This is a genomic window from Thermodesulfovibrio sp. 3907-1M (assembly GCF_040450955.1).
GTDB lineage: Bacteria > Nitrospirota > Thermodesulfovibrionia > Thermodesulfovibrionales > Thermodesulfovibrionaceae > Thermodesulfovibrio > Thermodesulfovibrio autotrophicus.
The window spans coordinates 1114848-1133060 of record NZ_CP144373.1 but is presented as its reverse complement, the minus strand read 5'-3'; the positions used below and the strand labels follow the sequence as shown (position 1 = coordinate 1133060).

The window sequence follows — 18213 nt, the reverse complement described above, 5'->3', positions numbered from 1 at the left end:
AAGAATAAAACTTTTATTTTTTGTTATAATGTCTAACTATGTTTATAGGAACGCCGCTTATTACAGAAGAGCAGATTCAAAAAAAAGTTAAGGAACTCGCCTATAAAATATCCTTAGACTATGCCAATAAAGACTTGGTTGTAATAGGTATTTTAAAAGGCTCATTCATGTTTTTTTCAGATTTGATAAGATATATTCAAACACCTCTTAAGGTGGATTTCATTATTGCATCAAGTTATATTAAAGATAAATCCTCCGGTGAAGTAAAAATCCATTATTTTCCAAGAGAGGAGATTCAGGGCAAAGATATACTTCTTGTTGATGATATTATTGATACGGGAATTTCTTTAAAAACCATAAGAGAAAAAATTCTTTCAAAGAATCCATCTTCCTTAAAAATATGCGTTTTGCTTGATAAAACAGAAAGAAGAGTTGTTGATGTTGCTGTGGACTACATTGGCTTTAAAGTTCCCAATAAATTCATTGTGGGTTACGGGCTTGATTATCAAGAGATGTTCAGAAATCTTCCTTACATAACAGTATTTAAGAAAGCAGTTAAATAATGTATAAGCTAAAAATCATCACAGAATTTGATGCTGCTCATCAGTTAAGAGGCTATAAAGGAAAATGTGAGAATATTCACGGGCACAACTGGAAGGTTGAAGTAGAAGTAATTGCTGAAAATCTTAATGAAATCGGCATTGCCATTGATTTTAAAGAATTAAAAGGAGTTACTGAAGAGGTAATCTCAAGGCTTGACCATTCTTTTATAAATCAGATTCCTCCATTTACTGAGATAAATCCTTCAAGTGAAAATATAGCAAGATGGATATACATGTCTTTGAAAGACAAATTAAACACACTTCCTGTAAAACTCTACAGTGTTACTGTATGGGAGTCCGATCATGCTTCAGCAACATATATTGAATGCAATTTTAAATAAAATTCCTCACATTCATGCTGATTGGGAAGTTTATTTTTTAAGAAGAAAGATTTATTCAGTGGAAGGCAAGGATTTAGATATTGATAAAAAAAAGAATGCCATAAAAGAGCTTTTCTCAATAAGAGTAATAAAAGATAAAAAAGCTGGAATGTCAAGTTGCGCTACATTGGATAAAATTCCAGAGGCAATGCAGCAGGCAACTGAAATTGCCAGAATATCTGAACCGGACGAATTCTTAAATCTTCCAGAACCACAACAAATAAAGAAAATAAAAGTCTTTGACGAAGAATTAATAACCATAAGAGAAAACCTGCCTCAGATACTGATAGATATGCAAAAATCTGCTTTTTTTAACAGAAGAATTAAAAAACTCAGAAACGCAGAGATAAATATTACGATAGAGGAAAAGGGCATAATAAATTCAAAAGGACTGTCTGTTTATGAGCCTTTTACCACTGTTACAGCACATATAATTGCCATTGCTGAGGAGCATGACTCACAGATGGGCTGGGCTTACAGGGCAGAGAGATTTTTAAAAAACATTAAGTTTGAAGAAGTTGCAAAGGAAGCAGGAGAAAAAGCTTTGATGCTTCTTAATCCAAAAAAAATTAAATCTTTTAATGGTTTTGCAGTTTTAGATCCCTTTGTTGCTTCCGAATTTCTTGAACTTATAAGTCATTCTCTTTCTGCAGAAAACTATCAAATGGGTAGGTCTTTATTCACAGAAAAACTCGGACAGATGGTTATAAATGAAAAACTTAATATTATTGACAACGGATTGCTTCCTGAAAGATTTGGTTCTACACCCTTTGATGGTGAAGGCTCTCCAACTACAGAAAAATTTCTTGTGAAAAATGGTGTTTTAGTATCACTCTTGCACAATACATATACAGCACAGCGTGCAGGAACCACATCTACTGGCAATGCTGTGAGAACAGAAAGAGGAGTATCAGTAGGTCCAACGAATCTTTATATTGAAACAGCAGGAACTCGTGTAGAGAATTTAATAAAACAGGTTGACAGAGGCATCTATATTGTAGAAGTTATGGGCATGCACACAGCAAATCCTGTTAGTGGAGATTTTTCCGTTGGTATTTCTGGAATTTACGTAGAAAATGGAGAGTTAAAACACCCTGTAAAGGAAGCAGTATATTCCGGTAATGTTCAGGAGCTTTTTAAAAACATTAAAGCAGCAGGAGATGATTTGAATTTCTTTGGAAACATCGGTTCTCCAACCCTCCTTGTTGAGGGTGCAGATATATCCGGTTAAAGGAGGTCAGCGGTGGATTATTTTTTAACTGAAGAACAAAGAATGATAAAAGACCTGGCAAGGCAAATTGCAGAGGAGCATGTTAAACCTGTAAGAGCAGAGCTTGATGAAACTGGTGAATTTCCATGGGAGATTATGAAGATTTTAGCTCAGGCTGATATGTTCAGGGTATTTATTCCAGCTGAATACGGAGGATTGGGAACAGGAGCTCTTGAGCTCTGTCTTGTAGTGGAAGAACTATCCCGTGTCTGTCTTGGAGTTTCAACTACCTATGCTGCAAATGCTCTTGGAACTTATCCAATTCTTCTTTTTGGAACTGAAGAACAAAAGAAGAAATATTTACCAGATATAGCAGATGGCAAGCGCCTTGTTGCTTTTGCACTGACAGAACCAAATGCTGGAAGCGATGCAGGAGGAATTCAGACAACTGCGACAAGGGATGGAGATTACTACATTCTAAATGGTAGAAAACAGTGGATAACTAACGGTGGAGAGGCAGAAATCTATACAGTTATTGCTCTTACAGATAAAGCTAAAGGTCCAAGAGGTGCATCAGCATTTATAGTTGAAAAAGGAACTCCGGGATTTAGCTTTGGGAAAAAAGAAAATAAAATGGGAATAAGAGCATCAGCAACAAGAGAGTTGATATTTGAGGATTGCAGAGTCCCGAAAGAAAATATGCTCGGTAGAGAAGGTATGGGATTTATTGTTGCTATGAAAACACTTGATCAGAGCCGAGTTGGTGTGGGCGCACAGGGAGTTGGTGTTGCTCAGGGTGCTTTTGAAGAAGCTGCAAAGTTTGCTAAGCAGAGAATACAGTTCGGTCAGCCTGTTATAAGTTTTCAGGCAGTCCAGCACATGCTGGCAGATATGGCAATTCAGATTGAAGCTGCAAGAGCTCTTGTTTACTCTGTGGCAAGATACATTGACAGCGGAGCAAAGGATATTACAAAAGCCTCTGCAATGGCAAAGACTTTCGCAACTGATGTGGCTATGAAAGTGACAGTTGATGCTGTTCAGGTTATGGGTGGCTCAGGATATATGAAGGACTATCCTGTTGAAAAGATGATGCGCGATGCAAAAATTCTTCAGATATATGAAGGAACAAATCAGATTCAGAGAAATGTTATAGGACAGGCAATCATAAAAGAGTTAACGAAAATGGGAATCTAAATTTTTTGATAAAATTATTACTTTATGTGACTCCCCCATTCCCTGGGGGAGCACAACTCTTTTAAAAAGCTGTATTAAATTTTTTTGATAAATCTCCTTTAAAACCGCTTCATTACATAGGGAAATAAGATATTTACTCTGGGAAAAATATCCTTCACAATTAAATCCTGCCTCTTCTGCCCATTTTTTTAATGCAGTAAAATTTACATGAGCTGTTATGTCTTGCCTTCCGATGTTTATATAGGGATTTTCGTTAATTGTATGCTTATGATAGCATAGCAATGTTCCTTTCCTGTCTGGATGATAGTATTCCTGAGAGTTGTATCCGTAATCAAAGATCAGGAGATAGCCTTTTTGCAGTTTTTTACTCAGAGCATCAATGAGAGATTTCATTTTTAAATTTACTTCAGAGCGATATCCTTTTATTTTCAAAACCCCTGGAGCAAACTCTTTAATATACTGTAGAGTATCTTTCCTGCAAGGCAAAAGAGTTTCAATGAATTCATCATCTTTAAAATCTACATAAACCTCCATAACCTCTTTTGATTCATCTATCTCAAAAACTCTTACAGGTAAAGCATCGAAAACTTCGTTACATATAAATACTCCAGTAAATGGGTCTAAATCATCAATTGAGTTAACCCAGTGAGTTTTATCAAAGTGTTGTTTAAGATTTTGTTGCTGTAAATCTCTTAATGACGGATTTATTTCTACGAGATTGTATTTCAGAGGAATAGAGACTTCATCAAGAATGTCCTTAGCAAGATATCCCATTCCAGGACCTAATTCAGTCACTGTAAAATCCTGAGGACAATTAAGTTTTTGATAAATGTTTTCTACGTCTTTACTCAATAAAAAGCCGAATACTGAACCAAGATGGGATGCTGTAAAAAAGTCTCCCTCTTTTCCAATTTTTATATCAGCCCTGGTATAATAGCCGACATCTGGATAATAAAGAGCCATTTCCATGAATTCATCAAAAGGAATTGGCCCATGTTTTTTTATTTTCTCAATTATTATTTCTTTAAGCATCAAGACATAAGAGTGAACATTCTCTGAACTGCTTCATAGGCTTTTATTCTTATATCTTCAGGAACTTTAATTACATACCTGTTTTCTTTTAGTGCTGCAAGAACGCTCTCAAGGGTTGTGAGTTTCATATTTGGGCATATCATTGTGCTTTTAAGAGGATAAAATTTTTTATCAGGATTTTCTTTTTTCAGTCTGTAAAGAAGTCCAACTTCTGTGCCAATTATAAATTCCTTAGCCTGAGATGCCTTTGCAAACCTTACCATTCCACTCGTAGAGGCAACATGATCAGCAAGCTCAATAACTTCAGGACGACATTCAGGATGAACAACTACCAGAGCATCTTGATGAGCCTTTTTAGCCTGAATGACATCTTCCTTTTTTATCATTTGATGAGTTGGACAGAATCCATTCCATGCAATAATTTCCTTATATGGAACCTGTTTCTTTACCCAGTCTGCCAGGTTTTTATCAGGAACAAAGATAATTGAGTCAAAGGGAACTGCTTTTACAATCTGAGGAGCATTGGCAGAGGTGCAGCATGCGTAACTTAATGCTTTAACTTCAGCAGTGGTGTTAACATAGGAAACAACAGGTGATGAAGGATATTTTCTTATCCATTCTTTGAGTTCTTTGACATTTACCGTATCTGCCATAGGACATCCAGCCTCAATTTCAGGAAGCAGAACTGTTTTGTCAGGATTAAGTATTGCAGCAGTTTCAGCCATAAAATGAACTCCGCAGAAAACAATAACATCACATTGAACCTGAGCTGCCTGTCTGCTTAATTCAAGAGAATCTCCAACAAAATCGGCAATATCCTGTATCTCTTCCCGCTGATAATTATGGGCAAGAATTATGGCATTCCTCTGTTTTTTTAGCCTTTTTATTTCTTCTACTATTGCGTTGTCCATATGTAGAGATCCTCCCTGTTTGTGTATATAACAGTTCCGTCGGAAAGCACAACAGCTTTAATTGGTTTTTTAATTTTATAGTGTGAAGAACTTCCAGAGTATCTCAAAGAGATTTTTCTTACATAGTTCTGTGTTTCTGCAATATTGGGAATTCTTCCAAGAGCCTCAACAAGACTAGGTCCGGCATTATAAGCAGCAAGTGCAAGTTGAAAGTTGCCATTAAATTTTTCAAGGAGATATTTCATATATCTTATTCCACCATCTATATTTTGCACGGGATCAAAGGGATCTTTTACTCCCATAAGAACTGCTGTGCCTGGCATAAGCTGCATTACTCCCATTGCACCCTTTGGTGAAACTGCATTAGGATTCCAACCGCTTTCCTCCCTTATCATCTCTTTTATTAACTTGGGGTCTATTCCGTAAAATATGGATCTTTCCTCAACAATCTTTTCAAGCTCCTGTTTTGATATTGATGAAACATTGTTTGATGAAGAGAATTTTTGAGGTTTGTATGATTTTTTCAAAGATATTTTTTTCTCACATATATTTGTGTATACCTTTTCACCGTCAATTATCTTAACACAAATTCTATCAGCAAAGGCATTACAGGTTAAAAATATTAAAAATGCCACTATTTGCAGAACTATAAACATGTTAAATTATATCAAAAAATTCTTCTAACAGCAAAACAACTTCCTGCATTACAACTTTCCCGATCTGATTATTGATATAATCAGCCACAAACCAAGAAAAAAGGCAAATACTCCTGTAATAAGCCCAAAAAGAGAGATTCCATATATTAAAGGTTTTACTTCAGCGGCGTGCATTATTGCTGAACTAAGTATCATGGCACTTACAATAAGAGCAAAGGCAATCTTATTGCTTGCTTTATCAATATCTTTGATAAATTCAGGAAGATTAACATGATACATGCGAACAGTTATCTCATCCTTAACAGCCTTCTTGAGAAGTGTTTTAAGCTGAAAAGGGATATTCAGAGCAGCTTCTTTAAATTCATTCAATGCTTTAAGAGTTTTGTTCAGATAGAAATCAGGATGCAGTCTCTTAGATATGATTTTTTTTGCATAGGGCTTCAGTAGTTCAATAATAGATATTTTTGGACAAAGCTGTCTTGTTAATCCTTCAAGCATTATTAAAACTTTGTCAATCAATAGTAGTTCAGGAAGAAATCTCAGTCTGTGCTTTAATGCTACTTTCATGATTGCTTCAATAAGTTCTGATATTTTAATCTCCTCAATTCTGTAAGTATAAATTGGGAAAAGTATTTCTTCTATATCTTCCTTGAGTTCTTTTTTGAGTTTTTCTTTATCAATCTCCTCAGGAATAATACCAAGTTTTAGATACTCTGTTATTAATCTGTCAGTGTTCTGATTTATTATTGCCAGTGCTACATTTGCATAAGCTTCTTTGAATTCTTCATCAATTCTTTCAACTATCCCAAAATCAACGAGCGCTATACGGGAGTTATCCATTACAAGAATATTACCAGGATGTGGGTCACCGTGGAAAAAGCCATAATCAAAAATCTGCTTAAAATACATCTCAATTAAGGTATTTAAAAGCGTTTCAATGTCAAATCCTTTTGCTTGAAGTAATTCTACCTCATCTATTCTGATTCCATTAACTTTTTCCATAACAAGAATTTTTTCAGTGGTCAACTCTCTGAAGACATAGGGAATATAAACCTTTGGGTCATCTTTAAAATTTTCCCTGAAAACTATTGCACTGGATGCTTCTCTTTTGAAATCAAGCTCTTTTGTAATAGATCGCGAAAACTGTTCAACAATTCCAACAGGATCAAAAATTTTACTTTCAGGAACATGTTTTTCAATAAGTTTAGCAAGACTGTGAAGTATTGTAAGGTCAAGCATAATCTGTTGTTTTATACCCGGCCGTCGCACCTTTACAATGACCTCTTTACCATCTTTTAACACTGCTTCATGAACCTGAGCAATTGAGGCAGAACCAAGAGGCTCAGGATTAATAGTTTCAAAAATTTTTTTAATGCTCACTCCAAGTTCTTTTTCAATGATTTCGTAAACTTTTTCTGTTTCAAATGGAGGAACCCTATCCTGAAGTTTCTTAAATTCCTTTGCATAGGCAATGCTTATAAGGTCTGGTCGTGATGAAAGAAGTTGTCCAAGTTTTATAAAAGTAGGACCAAGCTCCTCAAAGGCAATTCTCAATCTTTCAGCAACAGTAGGGGCTTTATAATAGGGCCATCTTCCAAAACTTTTTATTCTTTTCTTTAAAGCTACGAATCTTCCGAGATGAATCTGATCAACTATCTGACCGAATCCATGTTTTATAAAGACATTGATTATTTCCTGAAACCTTTTTGCTGAATAATAGGTTTTTTTAATTCTTAAAAAATCCATTTATTGAAACTATTATAACACAGCAGATGCCATTGAAAGGATTTTCCTGAAATTGAATTAAACAGCAGAGATTGTCTCTGGCTTTGAGCCCTTCGCAATGACAAAAAAAGGACTGGGAGAGAGATCCCTCGGCTTCGCTTCGGGATAATAACCCGAGGTGTCATTCCAAATCCTTCGGCTACGCTCAGGGTAAACTCCGTGAGGAATCTTCTCCTTGTAATAGAGATTGCCACGCCCGACTCCGTCGGGCTCGCAATGACAGAAAAGAGGTGTCATTCCGAGCGCAAGCTAGGAATCTCCTCCACTTTTAACTCATTAAGAGATGTACCCCAAAAACGCTAAACCTACTCAATTCAGCTTAATCCTGACAATCTTATATAAAACAAAAAATCGTGTATAATGTATAAAAAATTTATTTAGGAGGAAAAAAATGGCACAGGCAGGTAATGAAAAAATTTTAGGAGGTCTCGGGTCTATTTTTATTATTTTTGGTTTTGTCCCCTGGATAGGCTGGCTACTTAGTATAGCAGGTATTGTTTTGTTATTTATTGCGATGAATAAACTGGCTCAGGCTTTTTCAGATAAGAACATCTTTAACAAGTTTTTAACCGGTTTTTTAGTTAGCACAGCAGGAATACTCACAGGAATTATTTTTGGAATGTTTTCAATGATACCACTGATGATGGGTAATTCTTACCATGGCATGAACTTACCATTTTCAGGTTTCATGTTGATTTTTATATTCCTTATTGTTTATGCCTTAAGCATTGTGGGTATGTATTTCTATCGCCAATGTTTTAATCTTTTACATCATTATACCCAGATAAATCTTTTCAGGCTTGCAGGTGCTTTCATGTTCTGGGGTGCTGTTGGAGTTATAGTCTTTGGTTTGGGCGCGATTGCAATCTTGGTAGGATGGATACTGCTTGCAATAGCTTTTTTCAGTCTTCCAGAGCATCATGAAGAAAAAAACACGGCATAAATTTGAAAGAGGTTTTAATTGTAAAGTATAATTTTAATTTAAGCCTTGTGCAGAGTTTTCTCTATAAAAAATTTGCTGGAGGAGCTAATGAGAATTATTGTCTGCATTAAGCAGGTTCCGGATGTTACAGAAGTAAAAATTGATCCAAAAACAAACACTCTTATAAGAGATGGTGTTCCAAGCATCATGAATCCCTATGATTTGCACGCCATTGAAGCTGCCCTGCAGATTAAAGAGGCTACATCGGGCAAAGTTACAGCTGTTACAATGGGTCCACCTCAGGCTGAAGAGGTGTTAAGGGAAGCTATATCAATGGGCGTGGATGATGCGGTCTTACTTACAGACAGGCGATTCGCAGGAGCAGACACATGGGCAACTGCCTATACCCTTTCACGGGCTGCAAGAAAAATTGGCTTTGATTTAATAATCTGTGGAAAACAGGCAATTGATGGTGATACTGCTCAGGTAGGACCTGAAATGGCTGAGTTTCTTGAGATTCCTCATGTTGCATATGTAAGAAAAATTGATAAAATTGGCTCTTCAGAAATGATTGTTGAAAGACTTATGGATGACTGTTATGAAAAGATATGGATAAAGCTGCCAGCATTGATAACAGTGGTAAAAGAATTAAATAATCCCCGCCCACCTTCAATAAGAGGTAAAATGGCAGCCAAAAAGGCATCAATTCCAAGGTGGAATGCTGATGACATTGAAGCAGAACAAGACAGGATAGGACTTAAAGGTTCTCCCACAATGGTTAAAAACATATTTGCACCTCCACCAAGAGGAGAAAGAAGAATTCTTGAAGGCACACCTGAGGAGCAGGTTAACACGCTTGTTAAAGAACTAAGGAGGTTGGGATGCTTATAAGAATTAACATAGAAAAATGCACAGGATGCGGAACATGTGTTAATGTATGTCCTTTTGGAGCAATTGAATTGAGAAGTTTTAAAGCAGTTATAACAGAATCCTGCACACTTTGCGGTGCATGTGTTGAGTCATGTCCAGAATCTGCAATAATTGACGAAAGGCAAAGAGAAGAAATAAGGCAGGAAGATTTTAAAGGAGTATGGATATTTGCAGAGCAATCACAGGGCAGAATTGCCTCTGTAGCCTATGAACTGCTTGGAATTGGAAGAAAACTTGCCGATGAGCTCCAAACAGAGCTTTCTGCAGTCCTCTTTGGAGAGTCTCCAGAAACAGAAGAGCTTATTCGCTGGGGAGCTGACAAGGTTTATTACGTTGATGCTCCTCAGTATGCTTTCTTAGATGATGAATTATACGCTAAAACTCTTGTAAAGCTGATAAATCAGCACAAACCAGCGATACTGCTTGCCGGTGCTACTGCTATAGGTCGCTCTTTTATCCCAAGAGTAGCTGCCAGACTAAGGGTTGGTTTAACAGCAGATTGCACAGGACTTGAAATTGACAAAGAAACAGGCAATCTTCTTCAGATTCGTCCTGCCTTTGGAGGAAATATTATGGCAACAATTGTCTCCCCAACGAGCAGGCCCCAGATTGCTACAGTAAGACCCAGAGTAATGAAAAGAGGTGAATACAATCCAGATAAAAAAGGTGAAATAATAAAGATTGAACCTCTTGAGCCAACAGGAAAGATTAAAGTTCTTGAAAGGGTTGAAGATACATCTTTCTGCAAAGTAAATCTTCAGGATGCAAAGGTCATTGTTTCAGGTGGTAGAGGAATTGGCGGTCCTGAAGGCTTCAAAATGCTCTGGGAACTTGCCTCTCTTTTAGGTGGCACAGTTGGAGCTTCCCGTGCAGCAGTTGACGAAGGATGGATTCCCTATGCTCATCAAGTAGGACAGACAGGGAAAACAGTATGCCCAAAGCTTTACATAGCCTGCGGAATTTCAGGTGCAGTGCAGCATCTTGTGGGAATGCAATCCAGCGATATAATTGTTGCAATTAACAAAGACGCCAATGCACCCATATTTAATGTGGCAACCTATGGAATTGTTGGTGATGTAAAAGAGATAGTGCCTTTAATGATAAAAAAACTTAAGGAAGGAGTTTCTGAATGATAGCCTTTGTTTTTCCCGGACAGGGTTCTCAATATGTTGGCATGGGTAAAGATTTATCTGAAACTGCAAAGGATTTATTTGAAATAGCCAGTGATGTTCTTGGTTTTGATCTTGCAAAGCTGTGTTTTGATGGACCTGACTCAGATTTAAATAAAACAGAAAATACTCAGCCAGCTATACTTACTGTATCTTATGCCTTACTGAGAGAGGTTTTAGCTTCAGGAATATCACCTGTTTTTGTGGCTGGACATTCACTTGGAGAATACACCGCAGCAGTTTGTGGAGGAGTTTTCTCTTTTGAGGATGCTGTGAAGATTACAAGAAAAAGAGGTGAGCTTATGCAAAAAGCTCAACCAGAAGGCAAAGGTGCAATGGCTGCTGTTTTAGGGCTTGACGCAATTACGCTGAAACAGATATGTGAGAGCATTACAGATTTTTATGTTGATCTGGCAAATTTAAACTGTCCCGGACAGATTGTAATATCTGGAGAGGCTGAAGCAGTCAAAAAAGCCTCTGAGCTTGCGAAACAAAAGGGCGCAAAAAAGGTTGTTCCTCTTCAGGTAAGTATTCCATCTCATTGCATGCTTATGAGAGAGGTGGCTCAGGAGTTTGAAAAATACTTGCAAAATTTCAATTTTAAAAATTCCAAATTTCCAATAGTAAGCAATGTGGATGCAGAGGCAGTGCAGGATGCAGAAGCTATCCTGAATGCTTTAATAAAACAGTTATACAGTCCTGTAAGATGGCAGGATTGTGTAAAATACATGATTTCCAAGGCAGTTGATACATTCATAGAGATTGGTCCTGGAAAAGTTCTTTCCGGACTCATAAAGAGAATTGACCCTTCAGTTAAAGTTTACAACATAGAAAATTTGAACGATTTAACAAGCATTAAAAAGGAGGAGTTAAAATGAGAAAAAAACTCGGAGTTGTTGGAGCAGGAAATGTAGGTGCAACTGTTGCTTTATTTGCTGTAAACAGTGGATTATGCGATGTGGTGCTCTATGACATCGTTGAAGGAATGCCTCAGGGCAAAGCTCTTGATATTCTCCAGAATACTGCTGTATTGGGTATAAAGGCATCTATTACAGGAACAAACAATCTTAATGAACTTGCAGACTCTGATATAGTTGTAATAACAGCAGGACTGGCAAGAAAACCCGGGATGAGAAGAAAAGACCTTCTCATGGCAAACGCTGAAATTGTTGGAGGAATTGTAAATAAACTTGCACCAATCTGTCCTCAGGCAATATACATAGTGGTTACAAATCCAATGGATGTAATGGCTTATGTAACCCTTGCAATTTCAGGTGTGCAAAGACAGAGGGTTATTGGCATGGGAGGAATTCTTGACTCCTCAAGGTTTAAAACATTCATCTCAATGGAACTCGGAGTCTCTCCACAAGATATAGAAACCCTTGTTCTTGGTGGACACGGTCTTTACATGGTTCCGCTTGTAAGATTTACAACTGTAAAGGGTATTCCTCTTTCAAAATGGCTTTCACAGGACAGAATTGAAGCCCTTGTGCATAGAACCCGTGAAGGTGGAGCTGAGATTGTATCTCTTCTTAAAACAGGCTCTGCCTACTATGCTCCAGCTCAATCAACCTTTGAGATGGTAAAGGCGATAATTCTTGATGAAAAAAGAGTTTTGCCATGCTCAGTTTATCTTGATGGTGAATATGGTGCAAAGGATGTATTTAATGGAGTTCCTGTTGTGCTTGGTAAACAGGGATTGGAAAAAATAGTTGAGCTTGAACTTACAGAGGAAGAAAGAACAGCTTTTGCAAACTCCACAGAGGAAGTAAGAAGCATGATAAGAATTCTCAAAGAGGAGGGAAAGATATAATGGAAAAAACTCTTGTCATAATTAAGCCAGATGCTGTTAAGAAAAATCTCATTGGAGAGATAATTTCAAGATTTGAAAAGCAGGGGCTGAGGGTTGCTGCCCTGAAAAAAATCAAGATGACAAAGGATGAGGCAAAGGGCTTTTATATTGTTCACAAGGACAGGCCATTTTATGATTCCCTTACTGACTTCATGTCTGAAGGTCCCATTGTTGTAATGGTGTTAGAGGGTGAGGATGCAATAGCAAGGGCAAGAAAAATTATGGGAGCAACAAATCCGGCTCAGGCAGAGGAAGGCACAATAAGAAGAGATTTTGCTGAAAACATTGAAAGAAATGCTGTGCATGGTTCTGATTCACCTCAGTCTGCAGCCTATGAAATTCCGTATTTTTTCTCAGCGATAGAAATTCTTTAAGAAATTCGGGTCTCCTGATAAATATGGAGACCCATTTAATTCATGCAGAGAGTAAGCAAAACTGAAAGGTATAAACGCATAAATTGAAAGATATCTTAAAAACTCTTGTTTGAAATTATCACTGAAAAAATCAAAAAATAAGGATTTCTGTATGTTTTCTATACTCCAGAAGGCAACCTCTTCAACTTCATTTTTATTGAAATCAAAAGGTCCTTCATGAACTGTCCAGTAAGTATAAACAAGCTCACTCTCATATTCGTTTGAATGAATATATGTGTAAAGAAACCTAAGATTTTCAGGAACAACTCCAAGCTCTTCAAGCATTTCTCTTTTTGCTGCAGTTAAAATATCTTCTCCAGGCTTTATGTGGCCACCAACAGAAGTATCCCACTTACCCGGTGCAACATCTTTATGAGATGCTCTTTTTTGAAGAAGTAACTCACCCTTTGAATTAAAAACCAGAACATGAACAACTTTATGAAGCATGGATGGATTACCGTGAATAAGACTTCTTGGAGCTATTGATATAATCCTACCATCCTTATCAACGATTTCAAGAAGCTCTTCCATTACGCCTATTTTTATCATAGCTTAAATATTTTACTCATTGTTTGCATATTTTTCAATAAATTTTTATGTGGTTACAATATTGTCTCTCAATTTTTTAATAAATTTGCAAATATTTGATGGAATTTGCTATATTGCTACACAAATGAATAAAAAGCACAAAGGGTATCAGGATCATATTGTAAGTGAACACAGAGTAGTTGAAAGCTTTCTTAAAAGCAAAATAAAATTCAACAGAATTCAAAAGTTTTATCATGGAATAAAAGTCAGAATCGTTAATCTGAAGCTAATTCCTAATATTAAATCTGCAAAGAAAATTTTAGATATTGGATGTGGTGAGGCAGAAACCTTAAAATTTATAAGAGAATATATGAACTCTGATGCTGAGCTTTACGGAGTGGATTTAGAAAAAAACAAGAATCTGCCTTCTTTTGTTAAATTTTATGAAGTTGATATAGAAGAGCAAAAACTTCCCTTTGAAGATGAATATTTTGATACAGTTATTTCTACATTTGTATTAGAGCATTTACAAAATCCTCAGCAATTTTTCCTTGAAACTAATAGAGTTTTAAAAAAGGAAGGGTATTTCTACTGTGTTACTGAAAATTACACTTCAGTTTTTTTACCAGGTAGATTCAATTTTTTCTCTGATCCAACCCATGTAAGACCCTGGACAAAGAAAAGTTTAAAAGCTCTTGCTGAGATATCAGGGTTTAAAGTAGTAAAAATTGGTCACTTTAGACCAGTGGAGTATTTTCTTCTTATTCCATTTGCGCCTATTTTAAGCCTGATTTTTGGTTCAGAATGCTTCATAGTAATGTATGAAGTATTTTTTAGAAAAAGTATTTATTGTATTCTGAAGAAACCTTGAAAGTTAAAAATTCATTATTAATTTATGTTTAAAGACATATCTTCTGTCACGCTTGCCTTTGTTTATGTGAATATTCTTGGATATGTTTTTCATTCTGCTGTAAGCCAAAGTCTTGGTCCCGCTGTTTACGGAGAGTTTATGGTTTTGTATTCTTTTATGTTAACAGTGGGAAATATTACAGTGCTTCTTGGAACTGTAAGCATTAAAACTATAATTGAAAACTATCAAAGTAGATTTAATTTTTTAAGCTCCTTAAGATTAACGGGACTCATGATTGGGGCAGTATTTGCTCTTACAGTCTGTGCTTTATCATCTTATCTTAGAGAATTTTTACATGTAACTGAATACTACTACTTCTTTATAGTTGCACTGGCATGGCTTGGAATGTCTTTGGTCGCTGTGGAAAGAAGCTTTCTTCAGGCAACTGGTAAATTCCCTCTCTTTGCCTTTTCTACAGCAATAGAGCTAACAGTTAGATTGATTGCAGCATTAGTAGCAATTTATGCAGGATTAAAAGTGGGTGGAGTCCTTTTTTCTACAGCTATTGGAGCATTTGCTGTATTAATAATTCTTCTTATAATCAATGGAAATTTTAAAGCCAAAAGAGCACAACTAAATATAAAGAAAATGTTAACTGTAGCTCTTTATGCTTCTCCTATTGGTTTTTTTGTTTATGCAGATAACATATTTATAAAAAGAATACTTGATGAGCATGCTGCAGGAATTTACTCGGCAGTATCAATTGTTGGAAAAGTGCTTGTATGGTTTATTTTAACAATCCTTAGTGTTTATTTCCCGAAATTTGTAGAGGCAAAAGATTCAGCATCTTTTAGAAAACTGGTATTTCATCTGTTAGCAATAGTAGTTCTATCTGAAGTAATGGCTCAAATAGCCTGTCTTTTAATTGGCAAACCCTTATTTTTACTGCTTTTTGGAGCGAAGTTTGAATCAGCTTTAAAATTTCTCCCCCTTTACCTTCTTGCTTTACTGCCTCTTCTTTTTAACATAGTTTTTATCAGTATGGCAGTAGCCTTAGAGCGATATTTTTGCATGATTTATGCGCATCTTTTTCTATTTTACGCAGGATTTCTTATTTTTCCCTTGAGAAGCATTTCTGATTATTTAGCCTACATTTTTTGCATAAATGCCTTTTTTGTTTTATTATATTTTTTGAGTTTTAAAAAGGAGTTAAAATGCATATCCTTGTAATTCTGCCAACGTACAATGAAGCGGAAAATGTAGAAAAAATAATTCCAAGACTGCTTGAGCATGAAGTGGACCTTCTTTTTATTGACGATGCATCTAATGATAATACAGCGGAAAAAATAAAAAAGTGGATGAAGGAGTCTAAAAGAGTGAACTTAATACAGAGACCTACAAAACTCGGGCTTGGAACAGCCTATGTAACAGGCTTTAAGTGGGCTTTAAACAGGCATTATGACTGTATATTTGAAATGGATGCAGACCTATCTCATGACCCTAATGATATTCCAAAATTCATAGAAAAATGCAATGAAGGATATGACCTTGTAATTGGCTCAAGATACACTCGTGGCACAATAAGTGTTGTTGGATGGGATTTTCGGAGGTTGCTACTTTCAAAATTTGCCAATAAGTATGCTACAACAATACTGGGACTCAGATTTCTCACCGATGTAACAAGCGGATATCGCTGTTACCAGAGGAGAGTGCTTGAAGCTATAAACCTTGACAGTATAAAATCAAATGGCTATGCCTTTCAGATAGAGATGGTTTATAGAGCCTATAAACTGGGATTTAAAATTGCCGAAATCCCCATAATTTTTTATGAGAGAAACAGTGGTTCCTCAAAGATGAGTAAAAAGATTGTCAGAGAAGCAGCAATCATGGTGTGGAGATTGAGATTTGGTAAATAAAAAAGTGTTATAATTCAATCATGCTTGAATACGAAAAAAGCTCACTGAAAAGAGTTACAGAAACATTAAAGAGTACATTTTCTTACAGGCTTAAAGCTGTTGTGGCTTTTGGCTCAAGGGTAAGGGGAGATTTTAACACAGTAAATATGTTGAATATTTTAAAACCCTTCTTGGTAGAAGAACAGATGTGGACTATGGAGATTTTGAGATTGTTGATAAGGAAAGGGCTGATGATTCTTTAAACAAGGCTTATGAATTTTTAATTATGGCAGAGAAGCTTTTAGAAAGATTAATGACAGATGAGTAAACTTTTAATTGACGGATATAATCTTATCGGAATTTTTCATAAAGATTTAAAAAAAGCAAGGCAGGAACTAATAGAAAAGCTTATCAAATATCGTAACAAAAAAGGACATGACATTACTGTTGTCTTTGACGGATACAAAGAAGGACCTGGAAAAGAAACTGTGCAGTATCGTGGAGGACTGAGAATAATTTACTCTGGAGCTAATGAAAAGGCTGATGATATAATAAAAAGAATACTTAGCACTGAAAAGTTTTTCTGGATTGTGATAACCTCTGATAAAGAAATAGAAAGGACAGCATGGAAGGAAAACTGCGTTGCCGTTGATTCTTCAGTTTTTTTTGATATTCTTAATGGTGAAGAGTTTTATTTTGAGCAGAAAAAAGGTATGAGTTTATCAAAAAAGCAAAAGGCAATACTAAGGGCAATATCAAAACTCTAATGATAAAGAGATTGTTCAGGCTCCAGCCGGCATTTCAACTAAACATTGTTTTTTTTACACTTCTTTGCCTGATCTTACTCATTTTTTTAGACAGACTGCCTTCTTTAAATTTTTTTATACTTTATGCCTCCATAGTTGTATTCCAGATTTTTCTTTGTAAAGTTCCAGAAAATGTCTTTATCTCTTTTATAAAAAATATTGGATTGCCCGTTTTTTCTGTTTTAATAGCCTTTGATACAATTGGCGAGCTTATTGCTTACATAAATCCAAAAGACATTGATATAGCATTGCTCAAACTTGATTATTCAATCTTAGGATTCTATCCCTATCTGTATTTTGATAGAATAGCAAATCCTGTATTAACCGAATTAATGCAGCTTTCCTACTGTTTTTATTATATTATGCCTTTTATGATTGGTATTTATCTCATTAAGAATGGAAATAAACAGGAATTTTATAGAACCCTCTTTCTTGTGCTTTTATGTTATTATCTTTCCTACATTGGATATATGCTATTTCCAGCAGTTGGTCCAAGATATAGCATTCCTTATATGTTTCAAAATGAATTAAATGGATTATTTCTGGCTCATAAAATTAAAGATTTTCTGAACTACCTTGAAGGAATAAAAAGAGATGCCTTTCCAAGCGGACATGTGGCTGTGTCACTGGTTGTATTATTTTTAATGTTAAAATATTCAAAAAAGCTATTTCTGCTGAGTTTTATTCCTGTGATGTTTTTGATACTCTCCACAATCTACTGCAGATATCACTACTTTACAGATGTTTTAGGAGGAGTTTTCCTCACAGTTGTAACTTTGCTTGCAGGTAATTTATACTATAATTTTTGGTTATCAAAAAATGGAAATACCGTTATCAAAAGGTAAAGATGGTTATACATTAAAAGTAATAGTGAAAACAGGAGCCAGAACTGCTGGTATAGAAGGAATTGAAGGAGATGTATTAAAACTTAAACTTAAATCTCAACCCCACGATGGATTGGCAAATAAAGAGCTTGTTGAAATACTTTCTGAGATATTGAATGTTCCAAAATCAAAGGTTGAAATAATAAAGGGTAAAACTTCAAGACATAAAGTTATTAAAATAAAGGAGAATTAGA

General features: G+C 35.8%; 21 protein-coding genes. 16 read left to right on the top strand and 5 right to left on the bottom strand.

Translation table 11 applies throughout. The features are described 5' to 3' along the window. The first annotated feature begins 38 nt into the window (after nucleotides 1-38). From hpt to V4D30_RS05845, 4 genes are read left to right on the top strand one after another with little or no spacing between them, the layout of a single operon-like run. A complete protein-coding gene (hpt, locus tag V4D30_RS05860) occupies nucleotides 39-563 on the top strand; it encodes a hypoxanthine phosphoribosyltransferase (protein ID WP_353683389.1) in 525 nt (174 codons plus the stop codon). Continuing rightward, a complete protein-coding gene (gene queD, locus V4D30_RS05855; RefSeq protein ID WP_353683388.1) occupies nucleotides 563-943 on the top strand; it encodes a 6-carboxytetrahydropterin synthase QueD in 381 nt (126 codons plus the stop codon). The genes hpt and queD overlap by 1 nt, the downstream gene beginning before the upstream one ends. Beyond that, complete coding sequence (locus V4D30_RS05850) at nucleotides 906-2213, top strand: TldD/PmbA family protein (RefSeq protein ID WP_353683387.1); 1308 nt, start codon at nucleotides 906-908, stop codon at nucleotides 2211-2213. Before queD ends, V4D30_RS05850 begins: the two co-directional genes overlap by 38 nt. 12 nt (nucleotides 2214-2225) lie before the next feature. Next, nucleotides 2226-3386 (top strand): acyl-CoA dehydrogenase family protein, encoded by a 1161-nt coding sequence (locus tag V4D30_RS05845; protein ID WP_353683386.1) that lies wholly within the window; start codon nucleotides 2226-2228, stop codon nucleotides 3384-3386. Here V4D30_RS05845 and V4D30_RS05840 read toward each other — a convergent pair. Genes V4D30_RS05840 through V4D30_RS05825 form a run of 4 tightly spaced genes read right to left on the bottom strand, consistent with a single transcriptional unit; the run spans nucleotide 3366 to nucleotide 7731 of the window. After that, complete coding sequence (locus V4D30_RS05840; protein ID WP_353683385.1) at nucleotides 3366-4418, bottom strand: SAM-dependent methyltransferase; 1053 nt, start codon at nucleotides 4416-4418, stop codon at nucleotides 3366-3368. The two genes, V4D30_RS05845 and V4D30_RS05840, sit on opposite strands and share 21 nt — an antisense overlap. Further along, nucleotides 4418-5329, bottom strand: coding sequence for a quinolinate synthase NadA (gene nadA / locus V4D30_RS05835; protein ID WP_353683384.1), 912 nt, complete (start codon nucleotides 5327-5329; stop codon nucleotides 4418-4420). The genes V4D30_RS05840 and nadA overlap by 1 nt, the downstream gene beginning before the upstream one ends. Then, nucleotides 5314-5985 (bottom strand): lytic transglycosylase domain-containing protein, encoded by a 672-nt coding sequence (locus tag V4D30_RS05830; RefSeq protein WP_353683383.1) that lies wholly within the window; start codon nucleotides 5983-5985, stop codon nucleotides 5314-5316. The genes nadA and V4D30_RS05830 overlap by 16 nt, the downstream gene beginning before the upstream one ends. Before the next feature lie 48 nt (nucleotides 5986-6033). Continuing rightward, nucleotides 6034-7731, bottom strand: a complete 1698-nt coding sequence (locus tag V4D30_RS05825) for an AarF/ABC1/UbiB kinase family protein (protein WP_353683382.1) — start codon at nucleotides 7729-7731, stop codon at nucleotides 6034-6036. Nucleotides 7732-8161: 430 nt separating this feature from the next. Between V4D30_RS05825 and V4D30_RS05820 the strand changes: the two genes are divergently transcribed. From V4D30_RS05820 to ndk, 6 genes are all read left to right on the top strand, one after another. Then, on the top strand, nucleotides 8162-8713 hold the full coding sequence (locus tag V4D30_RS05820) for a DUF996 domain-containing protein (protein WP_353683381.1): 552 nt from the start codon (nucleotides 8162-8164) through the stop codon (nucleotides 8711-8713). An 87-nt stretch (nucleotides 8714-8800) separates the two neighbouring features. After that, the gene (locus V4D30_RS05815) at nucleotides 8801-9583 is read left to right on the top strand and encodes an electron transfer flavoprotein subunit beta/FixA family protein (protein ID WP_353683380.1); all 783 of its coding nucleotides are present in this window, start codon (nucleotides 8801-8803) and stop codon (nucleotides 9581-9583) included. Beyond that, a complete protein-coding gene (locus V4D30_RS05810) occupies nucleotides 9574-10755 on the top strand; it encodes an electron transfer flavoprotein subunit alpha (RefSeq protein WP_353683379.1) in 1182 nt (393 codons plus the stop codon). Before V4D30_RS05815 ends, V4D30_RS05810 begins: the two co-directional genes overlap by 10 nt. Next, complete coding sequence (fabD, locus tag V4D30_RS05805; RefSeq protein ID WP_353683378.1) at nucleotides 10752-11669, top strand: ACP S-malonyltransferase; 918 nt, start codon at nucleotides 10752-10754, stop codon at nucleotides 11667-11669. Before V4D30_RS05810 ends, fabD begins: the two co-directional genes overlap by 4 nt. Beyond that, on the top strand, nucleotides 11666-12604 hold the full coding sequence (gene mdh / locus V4D30_RS05800; protein WP_353683377.1) for a malate dehydrogenase: 939 nt from the start codon (nucleotides 11666-11668) through the stop codon (nucleotides 12602-12604). The genes fabD and mdh overlap by 4 nt, the downstream gene beginning before the upstream one ends. After that, nucleotides 12604-13017, top strand: a complete 414-nt coding sequence (gene ndk / locus V4D30_RS05795) for a nucleoside-diphosphate kinase (protein ID WP_353683376.1) — start codon at nucleotides 12604-12606, stop codon at nucleotides 13015-13017. Before mdh ends, ndk begins: the two co-directional genes overlap by 1 nt. Here ndk and V4D30_RS05790 read toward each other — a convergent pair. Then, nucleotides 12997-13605, bottom strand: coding sequence for an NUDIX domain-containing protein (locus tag V4D30_RS05790; RefSeq protein ID WP_353683375.1), 609 nt, complete (start codon nucleotides 13603-13605; stop codon nucleotides 12997-12999). The two genes, ndk and V4D30_RS05790, sit on opposite strands and share 21 nt — an antisense overlap. A 124-nt stretch (nucleotides 13606-13729) precedes the next feature. Between V4D30_RS05790 and V4D30_RS05785 the strand changes: the two genes are divergently transcribed. From V4D30_RS05785 to V4D30_RS05760, 6 genes are all read left to right on the top strand, one after another. Further along, nucleotides 13730-14455: a class I SAM-dependent methyltransferase gene (locus tag V4D30_RS05785; protein WP_353683374.1), complete on the top strand. Its 726-nt coding sequence runs from the start codon at nucleotides 13730-13732 to the stop codon at nucleotides 14453-14455. Between the two features lie 24 nt (nucleotides 14456-14479). After that, the gene (locus V4D30_RS05780; RefSeq protein WP_353683373.1) at nucleotides 14480-15664 is read left to right on the top strand and encodes an oligosaccharide flippase family protein; all 1185 of its coding nucleotides are present in this window, start codon (nucleotides 14480-14482) and stop codon (nucleotides 15662-15664) included. Then, on the top strand, nucleotides 15649-16350 hold the full coding sequence (locus V4D30_RS05775; protein ID WP_353683372.1) for a polyprenol monophosphomannose synthase: 702 nt from the start codon (nucleotides 15649-15651) through the stop codon (nucleotides 16348-16350). Before V4D30_RS05780 ends, V4D30_RS05775 begins: the two co-directional genes overlap by 16 nt. Before the next feature lie 299 nt (nucleotides 16351-16649). Beyond that, entirely contained in the window at nucleotides 16650-17096 is a 447-nt protein-coding gene (locus V4D30_RS05770; RefSeq protein WP_353683371.1) for an NYN domain-containing protein, read from the top strand. Continuing rightward, nucleotides 17096-17980, top strand: a complete 885-nt coding sequence (locus V4D30_RS05765) for a phosphatase PAP2 family protein (protein WP_353683370.1) — start codon at nucleotides 17096-17098, stop codon at nucleotides 17978-17980. The genes V4D30_RS05770 and V4D30_RS05765 overlap by 1 nt, the downstream gene beginning before the upstream one ends. Continuing rightward, nucleotides 17955-18212, top strand: a complete 258-nt coding sequence (locus V4D30_RS05760) for a DUF167 domain-containing protein (RefSeq protein ID WP_353683369.1) — start codon at nucleotides 17955-17957, stop codon at nucleotides 18210-18212. Before V4D30_RS05765 ends, V4D30_RS05760 begins: the two co-directional genes overlap by 26 nt. Nucleotide 18213: the final 1 nt, after the last annotated feature.